Origin of the sequence: Streptomyces sp. NPDC017979 (genome assembly GCF_044328175.1) — a bacterium.
GTDB lineage: Bacteria > Actinomycetota > Actinomycetes > Streptomycetales > Streptomycetaceae > Streptomyces.
The window spans coordinates 139,720-153,892 of sequence record NZ_JBIRGU010000013.1; the positions used below are offsets into that span (position 1 = coordinate 139,720).

Here is a 14,173-nt window from a genome sequence, read left to right on the forward strand (position 1 = left end):
ACCCGATCGCCGCCCGAACGGTGGGTGCCCGTACCTCCACCGGTCGATCGCCCGGACGCGGGCGCACCGCCCTTGGCTCCGGCGTGAGCGTAGGACGTGCCCTCCTGTGGCTCTGGACGGACCCGCCGTTGCCCTGCGGGAGCGTTGGTCCCTGCGGCCGGTGGTGGGCTGTAGGCGCAGTTCCAAGCCCTGTTACCTGCGGGTGTGGGGGACCTCCAGCACCACCCGTCTCGCTGCCGAGTCACTTGTTCGCGGGCTGAGAGCGGAGCTTCTCGGGGCGCGGGGATACTGCACGGACAACCACGATGCACCCGCAGAGGCCAACGCTCCCGCAGGGCAACGGCGGCTCCGTCCACAGGCACAAGGGAGCCCGGCGGCAGGCGCGGTGCGGTGTTCGCCGCGCCGCGCCTGCCGTCAAGGACCTAGCCGCCCATGGCGTCTATCAGGCTCTTGGGCCGCATGTCGGTCCAGTTCGCCTCGACGTAGTCCAGGCAGGACTGGCGGTCCGCCTCGCCGTGCTTGACGGTCCAGCCGGCGGGCACGTCCGCGAACGACGGCCAGAGGGAGTGCTGACCCTCGTCGTTCACCAGGACGTAGAAGGTCCCGTTCGGGTCGTCGAAGGGATTGGTCATCGGCAAGCTCCTTCTCGTACGGGCGCAACCTGCACCCTCGTCGAACACATGGACACGGGTGTTGCCAACGGGTCGGCTGGTGCGCGGCACGTCCCGCACCTTCGGTGCCGACGCTACCGGTCTCAGCCGGGCCCACCGGACCGTACCCCTGAACATCTGGTGATATGCCGAGTGGAGCGCTGCCGGGCGGGCCCGCGTGTGATCGGCGGGCCCGCCCCGGGGGTCAGAAGCCGAACTCCGTCGGGGAGAGCCCGAGCGCGGCGCAGACCTCGCGCAGGACCTGGTCCTCGGCGGGCGCGATGTAGCCGTCGGCGCCGGCCACCACGATGCCGGTCTGGACCACGGCGCGGGCCTCGGCGGGCTTCTTGGCCGCCTTGGCGACTTCCTGCATCGCCTCCGCCTTGCCGCGGGCGAAGTCGGCCGCGAGCAGGTCCACGTGCTTGTTGAACCGGGTGCGGAGCTGGTCCGGCGGGAAGTTCTGCAGGACGTCGTTGGAGAGGATCAGCGATTCGAGCTGCTGCCGCTCGCTCGGGTCCACATAACCGTCGGCCGCGGCCACCAGGGCGCACACGGCCATGCTGGCGTCCCGGAAGGCACCGCTCTTCAGCTCCGTCTTGAGCGAGCTGAGCTGGCTCTTCAGCACGCCCACGAGCTGGGCCTTCGAGCCGCCGCTACTCCGCGACGCACCGGGCGCACCGGTCGCTCCGGGCGCGCCATGGGCACCGGGAGCAGCGGAAGAAGAGCGGGCTCCCTGGGCCTGCTGCAAGGACGCCTTGGCCTGGTCCTTGATCCGATCAAACATGCCCACGCGTGCCACCTCGGCTTTGTCCGTCGTTCGTCATCGGGCGCGCTTCGGTCGCCCGCTCCCTGGGTCAACGTGCGGGCGGGCCGCAAAAGTTCCGCCCCCCATCTCTCGGCCGTCATCCGGTCAGCAGCGCCTCCAGTGCCTCGGCGGTCGCCGGGTGCCGGTCGAGCAGCAGTGCGCCCCGGCCCGGTACCGTCGCCGCGGCCCCGTCGGCCGCGGTCCGCCACGTGCCGTCCCAGCCGAGCAGGTCCGCCACCGCGTCGCAGGTGGCGGGGTGCGCGGCGAGCAGTGCGGCGCCTGCGCCGCCCGCGTCACCGGCGCCCTTCGCCGCCGCGCCGGCCGTCGGTCCCGCTGCGGGCTGCACCTGCTGCCGCCAGGGCGGCACCCAGGCGTCCAGCGCCGCGAGTCGGCCCGGGAAGACCCGGCCGGCCTCGCGGATCAGCAGCGGCGCCAGCTCCGCACCGTCCGCCCGCAGGGAGGTGATCAGGGTCGGCAGCCACGGGAGCAGCACCGGGTCGGGGAGCCGTCCGAAGGCGTTCGACACCGCTTCCACGACGAAGTCGGCGAGCGCGGGCACGGGCTCCAGGGCGTGCACGAAACCGCTGAGGTAGCGGGGGTAGGCCGGCACCGTCAGGGGGTTGCCGAGCAGTTCGTCGCAGCGCTCGCGCAGCTCCGCGCGGGTCATCCCGCCGAGGTGGCACCGGGCGGCCCACAGCAGGGCCGTCTTCGACGGGTCCCGGGGGTGCGACTGGGCCACCGCCAGCTCCAGTTGGGTCCGGTCGCAGCCGAGGGAGAGCGCCAGGCCCTCCATGCTGAACAGGAATCCGAGCATGGCGGCCACGTGCCGGGCGCCGGCGTCCTCGTCGGTGAACGCGGTCGGCAGCAGGGTGCAGTAGTGGGCGTAGCCGGTGGTGGCGAAGGACTCGATCCACGGCGGCAGCGTCGGTTCGCTGGTGCGGTAGTGCGCCAGCAGCCGGCGCACCCTGCGCAGCACCTCGGGCGCGCCGTCCACGGTGCGCTCGGCGGAGAGCACGTCGAGCGCGCGGTTGCCGAGTTCGTCGGCGAGGCGGCGGCTGCGCAGGTAGCGCGTGGCGTCCTCGACGGTGGCGAGCACGGTGGCCGCGGTGGCCTTCGCGTCGTACGCCGTGCGGCGCAACCGCTGCTCCAGCACCTGTTCGATGCTGACGCCCTCGTACCCCAGCTCGATCAGGGCCCGCTGGTGCGTGCCGAGGGCGAGGTCCCAGGACTCCTGGATGGAGCGCTCGCCCAGGGTGCGCTCGCCCATGATCGGGCGGGCGGCGCCCGTGGGCATCAGTTGCCGCAGCATCCACAGCACGTCGGAGCAGCGTTCCAGCTCGGGCCGGCCTGCGATGTCCAGCAGGGCGCGCTTGACCCCGCGCTGTTCGAGCTTGAGGCCGAGCGGTGCGAGCCGGTCGTGGACGTCGCGGGCGAGGGGCGGCAGGGCGTCGTAGCCGACCCGGCCGACCCGGTCGCCGCCCATCATGATCTCGACGAGCCGACGCACGTCGCGCCGGCCGGGCACGGTGTCCTTCTCGATGCAGGTGACCGCCGCGTCCTGGAAGTCGTACGGCGTGGGCTTGGCCCGGTCGCGCATCCCGGCGAGCAGGATCGAGGTCTCGAAGACGGCGATGGCGTCGGCGGTGGAGGCGAGGTAGCCGTTGCGCCGGGCGGCGCGCACGATCTCCACGGACCAGCCGAGCAGTTCGGCTTCGTCCAGTCGGTCGAGGGCGGGCGGGCGTTGGAGGAAGCCGGTGAGCTTGTCCGCGGGCGGCGGCTCGACGGCGGGTGCGGCCGGGGCGGCGGTGGCCTTGGTGGTGCCGGTCTTCTTGGTGCCGGCTTGCCCCGTCAGCCGGTAGGGCTGCACCCGGGTGCGCTTGACGTTCTTCGTGAAGACCGTCGCGGCGATCGAGACGGAGCCGGCGGCCAGGCCGAACTGCGCCTCGATGGCGGCGTGGCTGGAGGGGATGAGTCCGTGCTGCCAGCGGGTGGCGGTGCGGGGGGCGATCTCGAAGGTGTCGCTGCCGTGCACGCCGAACTCGGCGACGCGGCTGGCCGCGTGGAAGGCGCCGCACACGTAGAGGCAGTCCTCGGGGTCCGTCCCGGTGGCCGCCAGGTGCTGGCGCATCCTGGTCCACATGTACCGCTCGCGGTCCTCGTCGATCCGCACCCGCCGCGGGTCGCCGGGGGCCAGCCGGCGGAAGAGGCTGCCGATCAGCAGCATCACCTGGCGGTAGGTGTCGTGGTCGCTGTCGCCGAGCGGCAGTTCGACGTACTGGTGCCACCACTCGGACCAGTGCCGCACCCTGCCGTGGCGCAGCAGGTGTTCTTCCAGTTCGGCGAAGCGGGGGCGCAGGTCGCCGATCTCGACGCCGACGGCGTCGCCGTGCAGCGCCGCGTCCTGGTCGGCGGGCGGCGCTTCGGGGTCGCCGCCGTCCCGGGCGTGGCGCTCGTCCCACTGGAACACGTGGTCGGACGAGCGGTCGACGAGGACCAGTTCCACGCCGGGGGTGTCCAGGGCGTAGGCGATGGCCTGGTACTCGGCGGACGCCTCCGTGAGGGGGGCGACCACCGACAGGGGGGACCAGTCGGCGGGGAAGCCGTCGATCTCGGTCGCGAACGCCTGGACGGCCACCGGCAGCTTGCAGTTGCGCAGTTCGGTCAGGAGCGGTGCCATGTCCTCGCACAGCTCCAGATAGACCACCTTGGGCTGCTTCTCGCGCAGCCGGCGCGCCATGGCGATGGCGGAGGCGGGCGAGTGGTGGCAGACGGGGAAGACCTCCAGGGGTTCGCGCACCGCTCGGTCCACGTCGTCGACGATGCCGAGCAGGATGCCTTCCAGGGCGTCGGGGCCATCGGCGAAGGTGTCGGCGGCGTCCTGGAGTTGGGCGCGCAGCGCCTCGAAGGTCCCTTCGGAGGCTGCTGCGGAGGCGCCTTCGAGTCGCCGGCCCGCGGTGCCGGGCGCACCGCCCGTGACGGCGGCGCTCATGACAGGGTGGCGATCGCGTCGCGGCCGCCGTCCAGGAACTCCGTCCAGGACCCGCCCTCCTGCTTGCTGCGCGGCTCGACCACGCCGTGCAGGTACTTGTTGAGGATCGCCAGGCCCTCGGGCTCGCGCCGGGCCAGCGATCCGACGAGCGAGGAGGCCAGGGTCCGGGCCGACAGGGCTCGCTCGCCGAAGAAGTTGCTGTGCAGTACGGCGTCCTCCAGGACGCCGATCTGTTCGGCCGTGGACAGGGCGGACTCCAGCTTCTCGTCCTCGCTGCCGGCCGCGGCGGCGGATGCGCGCAAGTCGGCGAAGCTCTGGAGCAGGACGTCGAGCAGCGTCGGCGGCACCTCCAGTTCGATCTGGTGACGGCGCAGAAGTTCCTCGGTGCGGAAGCGGACGATCTCCGCCTCGCTCTTCTTGTTCGTCACGACGGGTATGCGGACGAAGTTGAAGCGGCGCTTGAGCGCGGACGACAGGTCGTTGACGCCGCGGTCGCGGCTGTTGGCGGTGGCGATGATGGAGAAGCCGGGCTTGGCGAAGACGATGTTGTCGCTGTCGTCGCTGTCCAGTTCGGGGACGGAGACGTACTTCTCGGAGAGGATCGAGATCAGGGCGTCCTGGACGTCGCTGGTGGAGCGGGTCAGCTCCTCGAAGCGGCCGATGGCGCCGGTCTCCATCGCGGTCATGATCGGCGAGGGGATCATGGACTCCCGCGACTGGCCCTTGGCGATGACCATGGAGACGTTCCACGAGTACTTGATGTGGTCCTCGGTGGTGCCCGCGGTGCCCTGGACGACCATGGTGGAGTTGCGGCAGATGGCCGCGGACAGCAGCTCGGCCAGCCAGCTCTTGCCGGTTCCGGGGTCGCCGATGAGCAGCAGGCCGCGGTCGGAGGCGAGGGTGACGATGGAGCGTTCGACGAAGCTGGGGTCGCCGAACCACTTCTGGGCGACCTGCCGGTCCAGGCCGTCGGAGCGGGCGGAGCCCAGCACGAACAGCCGGACCATCTTCGGGGACAGGCGCCAGGAGAAGGGCTTGGGGCCGTCGTCGATGGACTCCAGCCAGTCGAGTTCCTCGGCGTACTTGAGCTCGGCGGGGGCGCGCAGCAGGTCGGTCATGGCGAATGCCTTTCATGGAGGGAGGAAGTCGAAGGAGGGCAACAGGAACCGGTGGGAGGACGTCGATGCGTCGCCGGGGCCCGGCTGACGGGAGCGGGGCGGCTCAGGTCAGGAACGTCTTCAGCTCGTGGACGAGCTTGCGTATGTGACCGGAGAGCACGGGTGCGCCGAGGTCTTTGAACCGTTCGCGGAACCAGGGGTTCACACTCCCGCGGCCGGAGCTGGTCACGGACCCGACGGGGATGAACTTGGCGCCCGAGCGGTGGATCGCGGCCATGCTCTCGAAGAGGGGTTCGCTGCGCCACTCGTAGAAGTCGGAGATCCACACCACGACCGTGTTGCGCGGTTCGGCGATCTTCGGCTGGGCCAGGGCCATGGCGACGGTGCCGTCCGTGCCGCCGCCGAGGTTGGTGCGCAGCAGGGTCTCGAAGGGGTCGTGCACCCAGGGGGTGAGGTCCAGGGCCTGGGTGTCGTAGGCGATCAGATGGACGTCGACCTTCGGCAGTCCGGCGAAGATGGACGCGAGGATCGTGCAGTTCACCATGGAGTCGACCATGGAACCGGACTGGTCGACGACGACGATGAGGCGTTGTGGAGTGGTCTTGCGGGCGGTGTGCCGGTAGTAGAGGCGGTCGACGTAGAGCCGCTCCTCCTCCGGGCTCCAGTTGGTGAGGTTCTTCCAGATGGTGCGGTCGAGGTCGAGGTTGCGGAAGACGCGCTTGGGCGGGACGGACCGGTCGATGGCGCCCACCGTGGCCTTCTCGACCTGGCTGCGCAGGACTTCCGCGACCTCGTCGACGAAGCGGCGGATGAGGGCCTTGGCGTTGGCGAGCGCCACGCCGGAGAGGTTGTTCTTGTCCCGCAGCAGTTGCTCGATCAGGGACATGCTCGGCGTCAGCCGGGCCGAGAGCTGGGGGTCGGCGAGCACTTCGCGCAGGTGCATGCGCCGGACGAGGTCGGCTTCGATGGCGCCGAGTTCCGGGCCGATCTCCGGGATCAGCCGGCTGAGGTCGGGGGTGGTACCGCCGAGGCCGCTGCCGGTCGGGGCGGCGTCCCGGCCCGCGGCGCGGGCGCCGCGCAGTCCGCCGCGCGGGCAGCCGAGGGCGACTTCGAGCCAGCCCGCGTCGGCCTGCCAGCGGGCGAGCTGTCCGGCGGAGACCGTGCCGGCGTCGTGGGCGAAGACGTTCAGCAGGACCTTGGAGACCAGGGCCGCGCGCCGTACCTCCGCGGCCCGGTCGCGCTGTCCCTCGCCGTCCGGCTCCGGGGTCATCAGCCCGTTGAACTCGGTGGCCAGCTCGGGGTGGCGCTGCACGATCGAGTCGATCGACGCCTGCGGGTCCAGCAGTGCGGGCGGCAGTTCGTTGTCCTCGACGACGGCGAGGCTGGCCGACTCCAGTGCGGCCTGCTCCTCCGGGTCGAAGAGGCGGGCCAGCAGCCGCCAGTAGAGGACCTGGCGACGGTTGTCGTGGAAGTCGTGTGCGTCCTCGGGGACTTGCGGCGCGGTCACGGCGCCGGGCGACCCCGGTTCCTGTTCGGTGCCGGCCGCGTCGGTGGGCGAGCCCGTCTGTCGCTCCGCCCGGTGCTCGATCTGGTGCTCGGTCTGGTGCTCCGTCATTTCCGCAGCAGCCTTCCCGCGCGTTCGCGCAGCACCGCCACGGCGTCGGTCGCGGCCTTCTCGGCCTTGGCGCCGACCTTGTCCGTCGTGCCGCCGGCCCATCCACCGGCGTGCAGCGCGACGGCCTTCTTCCGTACGGTCGCCTCCACGGCGAGGGGTTGGACGCGGAACCGACCGGCGTCCCAGCGCAGCAGCCCGATGCAGGCGCTGGAGGTCGCGACGGCCTCCGGGGTGAGCGGGCCGGCCGTCGGAATGCGGTCGGTGTCGACGGCGAGGCCGTGCCCTGCGGTCTCGAACTCCACGGCGCCTTCGTCCGTGCGGACCGCGTACCCCTCCAGGAAGACGGGGACGGCGATGCGCGCGGGGTGCCGCTCCAGCGGTGCGCAGTCGGTGTCGGTGGCGGTCGCGAGGGCGACCCGGGCGGTGGCGAAGGGGTCCGCGGGACCGCCGCTCCGGGCGCGCCCGTCGTCCCACACGAAGTCCCCGTCGGCGGTCAGCTCCATGTCGACGACCTCCATGGAGCGGCCTTCGCCCACGGCCGTCAGGAGCGAGAAGTGCGGACGCAGCAGCTGCCACAGACCTGCGCCGACGACGGTGTCGGGCTTGGGCGCCGAAGCGCCGGCGCGCACCAGCCGGGACGGGGTGCCGTCGGCGGGCTCGAAGACGGCGTGCACCTGGACCTGCACGGCGGTCGCGTGCTCCTGTACGTCGACGCCGAGCGGCAGCAGTCGTCCGCTGACCGGGGTGGTCTCGGGGGTCCCCGCGGCGCCGGGCACCGTCAGCAGCACGCCGCGCGCCCACAGGTCGCCCCAACGGCGGGCCGGGATCCGGTCCAGGGCGGCGCCGGGGCAGGACGCGGCGAGTTCGGCGGCGAAGCCGTCGAGGAGCGTCGCCAGCCGACGCGGGCCGGGCGCCGGGTCGGGCAGCAGCGCGGAGACGATCTGCGCCGCGCCGGACACCAGGTCGTGGTCGATGCCCTGCCAGCCGACGCGGGCCAGGTCGGTGAGCCAGGACCGGGCGGCGGCCAGCAGATTGGGCGCTGTCGAACCCCCGGGCTGGCGGTCGGCGCTGGTGGCGAAGGGGCGGCCGGTGGCTTCCGCGATGCGCGCCGCGACGGCGTCGTGCACGGCGCCGAGGAGGGCGGTGCGCGCGGCGGCGAGCGCCACGACGTGGTCCTCGCCCGCGCTGCCCGCCGCGGCCTTCTCGGCCGCTTCGGCGACCTTGGCGGCCAACGGCGACCCCGCGACGGCACCGGCGAGTTCGGCCAGGCCGGCGGCCTGGGCCGGCTGCGGGCGGAGGAGCCCGGCGACGAGGACGGCGTCGAAGGCGTCGACCGCCGCGAGGGCTTCGTCGAGCCCTTCGATCCCCGTCGGTTCTCCGGGCGCGCCCAGGACGTCCGTGCGCATCACGCCACCGCCCTCGTCGACGGGAACCACTGCATCTCCGGCAGCGGCGCGGTGGTCGGGGCGAGTTCCAGATATGCGAGGTGGCGCAGGAACCGGCTGAAGACGGGCGCCGCGGCGGCGGTGTCCCCCGACTGGTGCCGGCCGTCCATCGTCGCGGCGAGCGCGATGGCGGTCACGGCTTCGTCGCCGACGTCGACCTTCAGGTAGCGGGCGACGCGCTCGGCGCCGTACTGCACCACCGCCTCGTTGATCAGGGCCCGGACGTGGTTGCAGAACGAGTACCTGGCGCCGCCGCAGGGGCGGTTGTTGTTCGTACTGCACGCGAAGGCGTGCGTACCGGCGGCGACGGACGACACGTAGACGCGCCCGATGTCCGATCCGCTGGACACCACGCCCTGGAGCCTTCCGTCGGCCAGTTCGACGAAGGGGACCTTGGCGAGCTTGCGGGGTCGCGCGGGCGGCAGGACCCGCGCCGTGCTCGACCTCTCCCAGGCAGACAACGCACCATCTCCTTTGCAGCAGCACGAAAAAGGGGGGTCCGCGCCAGAGCGGCGGGGACGGGTACGAACTTAGCGGCGCCCACTGACAATGCGGCCGCCACCGGCCCCTGCCTGGGTCGTGGGCCGCGACGCGGGGGCGCGGGGCGGGGCACGCCCGTGCCCTGACCCGTCGCTCCGGGGCGCGGGGCAGCCGACCGTCTAGCTCCGGGCGAGGGCGGCCCGCATCGGCCGGGGCGTGTCCGCGGAGTCCCGTCTGCGAGTCGTGCGCTAGACGGCGCCGCCGTTGCCCCGCGGGAGGGTTGGTCCCTGCGGGTACGTCGTGGTTGTTCGCGCAGTTCCCCGCCCCTGTTTCGCTTCCCCCGTCGTCTAACTGCGGGGGAACTGCGCACAAAGCCCACCACCACCGCGTCCGCCGAGGCCGTGGCTCTACTGCAAGGGCCACTCGGGGCGTTGCAGACACGTCCTACACCGGGCGGGGTAGGTCCGTGAGGAGGGCGAGGGCGTGGCGCGGGTCGGTGAGGGTGAGGTCCGCGGGCTCCGTCGCGTCGTACATGTGGCCCCACGCCGCCGCGACGCCACGGCTACCGGCCGCCGTCGCGGCCCGTAGGTCGAGTGGCGAGTCCCCGACGTACGCCACGTCCCCGGCCGCCGCGCCGATCTCGTGCGCGGCGAGGAGGACTCCGTCGGGCGCGGGCTTGGGCGCGCCGACCCGGTCGCCGCCGACGAGCACGTCCGCCACCAGGCCGGCGGCGGTCAGCAGCAGGCGTGCGGCGCGGGTGCTGGCGCCGGTGAACACGGCCCGGGGTCGACCGCGGGCGGCCAGTTCGGCGAAGACTTCGGCCACGCCGGGGTAAGGGGTGACCTCGATGCCGTCGAGTTCGCGGTAGTACGCCTCGTGCTCGTCGGCCGTCAGCGGCCGCCCGACCAGGTGCTCCAGGATGACTTCCGGGGTGCCCCGCCAGTACGCGGCGACGACGTCCGCGGCTCCGGCCGCGGGCCCCCGGAGCGTGCGCACCGCGCGGACGAACGCCGCTGGCACCACCTCCGTGGTGTTCAGCAGGGTGCCGTCCATGTCCCACACCAGTTCATAGGTCGTCATCCCGGGATCCTCCGTCGGGGCGACCGCCCGTTCAAGGCGGGCCGGGCCGCCATGCGGGGGCGGTGCGGCGCGTCGGTTGCTTCGCCCGGGTCGGCCGGTGATCATCCGCAAGGGGGCTCGGCGCAAGGGGGGCGCGGTGCAAGGAGGTCCCGGGTGGAGCCACGTCCCCAGCGTTCCCCGTACGCTCGCTGCCGACCCGGCTCGCTCGCTCGGTGGGTCGCATCCGTCCTGTCGCTCTGCGCCCTGCTCGCCACGGCCTGTTCCAGCGGGAGTCCGTCCTCGCCTGCGGCACGGTCCGAGCCGCCGTGTCGCCGCACGCTGGTGGGCGTGGCGCACCCCGACGACGACGTCTTCTTCCTGACGCCGGAGATCCGGGAGACCGTCCGGGCCGGGTGCGGTGTCTACACCGTCTACCTCACGGCGGGGGACGGCGGCATCGAGAACCGCGAGCACGCGGTGGAGTACGCGGACCGCCGGGAGTACGGGGTGCGGGCGGCGTACGCCGAGATGGCCGAGACCGGGAACGACTGGGAGCGGGCCGACGTGCAGGCGGACGGGGTGCGGGTGCGCTCGTACCGGCTGGTGGACCGGGACCGGGACCGAGACGCCGATGTCCGGCTGACCTTCCTCGGCCTGCACGACGGCATGCCGGGCGGCGGGCACGCGAACAGCCTGCGCCGGCTCTTCGAGGGGCAGTCCCCCGTCGCGGCCTTCCGGGGCGGTGCGCGCTACACCGAGGACGCGCTGGTGGCCGCGGTGTCCGCGCTGATCCGGGCGAGCGGCGCGGAGCGGGTCCTGACGATGGACCACGACAACGCCTCGTTCGCCTTCGGCCTCGGCGGCGGCGTCGACCACAGCGACCACGGCATCACGGCCCGCTACGTGCGCCGGGCGGGCTACGCCGTCGGCGTGCCCGTCACCGCCTACCTCGGCTACACGATGTCGCCGCTGCGGACCAATCTGTCCCCCGGGCAGGTGGCGGAGAAGGAGGAGGTGGTGCGCTGGTACCTCGCCCACCGCAGCTGCCGCCCCAGCGGCGCCTGCTCCAACGTGCCGCCGTTCCAAGGCACGTTGAAGGAGGATTGGCGGCTATGGGCGCACCGGCAGTACGAGCAGGTGCACCGGGCACCGCGACCCGGGGAGGTCGTGGCGGACGTCGGGCGCACCACGCACGCCGCCGGCCGGGACCCGGCACAGTGCCTGCACGGCGACGGCGGGTCCGCGACGACGGCCGCAGTCCGGCTGCACGGCTGCGACGGGTCGGCGGCCCAGCAGTGGGAGGTGCGGAGCGACGGCACCGTCAGGCCCCGGCACCGGTCCCGCGCCTGTCTGACCGTCAGCGGACCGGGCGCGGTCCGGTTGGAGCACTGTCGGGAGGGCAGCCCGGGACAGCGGTGGGCGCGGGATCCGTGGCGCAGCGCGACGTGGACGCGCACCGCCTGGCGGCTGGTGGGCATGGGAGGGCGCTGTCTCGCCCAGGACGACCGGAAGCTGCCCGCGCGGTGGGACTCTCGCGATCGGACCAGCCCTGAGTTGGTGCTCGCCCAGTGCGGCACGACGCCGCGGCCCGAGGACTACTGGAGTTGGAAGGGCTGACGCGCCTGGGCCGCGGGGCGCTCGGGTCGTCGTGGTCCTGGGTCCGTCCCGTGCTCATCCGTCGGTGAAGGAGCCGTGGCGGCCAGCGCCGGCGGCGAAGCGGGCCGCGCCCGCCTGCGTCTCGCCGGCTTCCAGCGGGACCCGCCCGTGCCGGAACTCCAGCGCCAGCGCCTGGGCCTCGGGCAGCCCGTGCTGTTCGAGCACCGACCGGCGGTCGCTGCGTAGGCACAGTTGGGGGAAGGCGGCGATCTCGCGGGCCAGGTGTTCGGCTGCGGCCCGGGACTCCCCGACAGGGACGAGCCGGTTGGCGAGTCCCATCGCGTACGCCTCCGGCGCCGGCACCGGACGGCCCGTCAGGATCAGGTCCATGGCCCGGCTCTCCCCGATCAGCCGCGGCAGCCGGACCGTGCCGCCGTCGATCAGCGGCACGCCCCAGCGGCGGCAGTGCACGCCGAAGACGGCGTCCTCCTCGACGACCCGTAGGTCGCACCAGAGCGCGAGTTCCAGTCCCCCGGCCACGGCGTGCCCGGCGACCGCCGCGACGACCGGTTTCGTCAGGCTCATCCGGGTGGGGCCCATCGGTCCGTCGCCCGCCTCTTGGACCCGGTTGCCGCGGTCGGTGCCGATCGCGGTGAGGTCGGCACCGGAGCAGAAGGTGCCGCCTTCGCCCCACAGCACGGCGACGGCGGCGTCCGGGTCGGCGTCGAAGGCCCGGAAGGCGGCGGCGAGCGCGGCCGCGGTGGGGCCGTCGACCGCGTTGCGGACCGCGGGCCGGGCGAGGACGACGGTGTGCACGGGCCCGTCGCGCTCCACGCGCACCGCCGCGTCGCTCCCGCTCATCGCGCGCCCTCCCACAGCGGGTCGCGCAGGGCTCGGCGCAGCACCTTGCCGACCGGGGAGAGCGGGATGGCGTCGACGAAGTGGACGGCCTTGGGCACCTTGTAGCCGGCGAGCCGGGCTCGGACGTGGTCGCGCAGGGCCTCCTCCGCCGTCGTGGCGCCGGGCCTGAGGGTGACGAAAGCGGTGACGGCCTCCACCCAGGTGGGGTCGGGCGCGCCGACGACGGCGCACTGGGCGACGGCGGGGTGGGCGGCGAGCACGTCCTCCACCTCCCGCGGGTAGACGTTGTACCCGCCGGTGACGATCATGTCGCTGCTGCGGTCCACGAGGTGGAGGTAGCCGCGGTCGTCGAAGCGGCCGAGGTCGCGGGTGCGGATCCAGCCGTCGGGGGTGAGCGTCTGCGCGGTCAGCTCCGGCGCCTGGTGGTATCCGGCCATGGTGAAGGCGCTCTTGACCCGGACCTCGCCGATCTCGCCGGTGCCGACCGGGACGCCCTCGTCGTCGGTGAGCGCCACCCGTGCGTCGACCGCGGGGTGTCCGGCCGCTCCCAGCAGGTCCCCGCCCTCGACGTGGTCGGCCTTGTCCAGGGCGGTGATGCACAGCGGCGCCTCGGTCTGTCCGTAGTACTGCACGAACTTGGGTCCCCAGGCGTCGAGGGCGCGTTCGATCAGGGGGCGGGGCATGGGGCTGGCGCCGTAGATGACGGTGTGGAGCCGGCCGAGGTCGGCGCCTTCGGCCCGCCCGCCGGCGAAGACCATGCTCAGCATGGTGGGCACGAGGTTGACGGCGGTGATGCCTTGACGTGCGATGGCGGTCAGGTAGGAGTCGGGGTCGAAGCCGGGCAGCACCGCGGAGACGCCGCCGCGCAGCCAGATCGGCAGGACGAAGGTGCCGCTGGCGTGGATGAGGGAGGCGGCGTGCAGCATCACGTCGTCGCGGCCCGGTGAGAACGCGTTGGTGAGGACGTTCGCGACCATCGCGGCGTAGCTGCGCTGGGTGTGCCGGGCGGCCTTGAGGGTGCCGGTGGTGCCCGAGGTGTACAGGACGAGGACGACGTCGTCCGGTTCGGCGCGGACCCGGGGGTCGGCCGGGCTGGCTTCCCGCATGGCGGCCAGCAGGTCGAGGTCGTCGCCGGCGGCGGACGGGCCGATGCTCACCGGGGTGAGTCCGGGCAGCGCTGCCGCCACCTCATGGGCGTGTTCGGCAAGTTCTGGTGCGTACACCAGCACGTCGACCCGGGTCTCGCGGACCATGCGGGCGTGTTCGGCGGCGGCGAGGCGGGTGTTGAGCGGCACCCGGGCCGCGCCCGCCTTGAGGCAGGCGAAGTCGATGGGGACGGACCACAGTCCGTTGTCGAACAGGAGGCCCACTCTGCCGCCGCGGCCGGCGCCGAGCCCGGCGAGCACGTGGGCCATCCGGTTGGCCGCCTCGTCGACCTCCGCATAGCTGAGGGATCGATCACCGAAGGTCAGTGCGGTACGTCCGGCGAAGCGCGCAGCGCCCAGGCGGACCAGGTCTACGGCAAGCATGGCCGGACGATAGCCCCGCACCTTAC

At 73.1% G+C, this 14,173-nt stretch carries 11 protein-coding genes; 1 reads left to right on the forward strand and 10 read right to left on the reverse strand.

From position 1 onward, the window contains the following. Window positions 1–422: 422 nt before the first annotated feature. From ACH4E8_RS28210 to ACH4E8_RS28245, 8 genes are all read right to left on the reverse strand, one after another. Window positions 423–632, reverse strand: coding sequence for an MbtH family protein (locus ACH4E8_RS28210; RefSeq protein WP_398453306.1), 210 nt, complete (start codon window positions 630–632; stop codon window positions 423–425). Between the two features lie 223 nt (window positions 633–855). Then, window positions 856–1,440 (reverse strand): tellurite resistance TerB family protein, encoded by a 585-nt coding sequence (locus ACH4E8_RS28215; protein WP_398453309.1) that lies wholly within the window; start codon window positions 1,438–1,440, stop codon window positions 856–858. A 112-nt stretch (window positions 1,441–1,552) separates the two neighbouring features. Next, window positions 1,553–4,444, reverse strand: coding sequence for a hypothetical protein (locus tag ACH4E8_RS28220; protein ID WP_398453312.1), 2,892 nt, complete (start codon window positions 4,442–4,444; stop codon window positions 1,553–1,555). After that, entirely contained in the window at window positions 4,441–5,562 is a 1,122-nt protein-coding gene (locus ACH4E8_RS28225; RefSeq protein ID WP_398453315.1) for an AAA family ATPase, read from the reverse strand. The genes ACH4E8_RS28220 and ACH4E8_RS28225 overlap by 4 nt, the downstream gene beginning before the upstream one ends. Window positions 5,563–5,665: 103 nt before the next feature. Further along, window positions 5,666–7,177: a VWA domain-containing protein gene (locus tag ACH4E8_RS28230; protein WP_398453318.1), complete on the reverse strand. Its 1,512-nt coding sequence runs from the start codon at window positions 7,175–7,177 to the stop codon at window positions 5,666–5,668. After that, a complete protein-coding gene (locus ACH4E8_RS28235; RefSeq protein ID WP_398453321.1) occupies window positions 7,174–8,613 on the reverse strand; it encodes a hypothetical protein in 1,440 nt (479 codons plus the stop codon). Before ACH4E8_RS28235 ends, ACH4E8_RS28230 begins: the two co-directional genes overlap by 4 nt. Next, window positions 8,583–9,083 (reverse strand): hypothetical protein, encoded by a 501-nt coding sequence (locus ACH4E8_RS28240; protein WP_398453324.1) that lies wholly within the window; start codon window positions 9,081–9,083, stop codon window positions 8,583–8,585. The genes ACH4E8_RS28235 and ACH4E8_RS28240 overlap by 31 nt, the downstream gene beginning before the upstream one ends. Before the next feature lie 463 nt (window positions 9,084–9,546). Continuing rightward, window positions 9,547–10,182: an HAD family hydrolase gene (locus ACH4E8_RS28245; RefSeq protein ID WP_398453327.1), complete on the reverse strand. Its 636-nt coding sequence runs from the start codon at window positions 10,180–10,182 to the stop codon at window positions 9,547–9,549. 327 nt (window positions 10,183–10,509) lie between these two features. On the opposite strand from ACH4E8_RS28245, the gene ACH4E8_RS28250 reads away from it, so the two are divergent. Beyond that, window positions 10,510–11,778, forward strand: a complete 1,269-nt coding sequence (locus ACH4E8_RS28250; protein WP_398453330.1) for a ricin-type beta-trefoil lectin domain protein — start codon at window positions 10,510–10,512, stop codon at window positions 11,776–11,778. 54 nt (window positions 11,779–11,832) lie between these two features. Here the strand turns inward: ACH4E8_RS28250 and ACH4E8_RS28255 are convergent, their stop codons facing one another. Together ACH4E8_RS28255 and ACH4E8_RS28260 are read right to left on the reverse strand one after the other, a co-directional pair. Next, window positions 11,833–12,618: a crotonase/enoyl-CoA hydratase family protein gene (locus ACH4E8_RS28255; RefSeq protein WP_398453333.1), complete on the reverse strand. Its 786-nt coding sequence runs from the start codon at window positions 12,616–12,618 to the stop codon at window positions 11,833–11,835. Continuing rightward, window positions 12,615–14,147: an AMP-binding protein gene (locus ACH4E8_RS28260; RefSeq protein WP_398453336.1), complete on the reverse strand. Its 1,533-nt coding sequence runs from the start codon at window positions 14,145–14,147 to the stop codon at window positions 12,615–12,617. Before ACH4E8_RS28260 ends, ACH4E8_RS28255 begins: the two co-directional genes overlap by 4 nt. Window positions 14,148–14,173 lie beyond the last annotated feature (26 nt).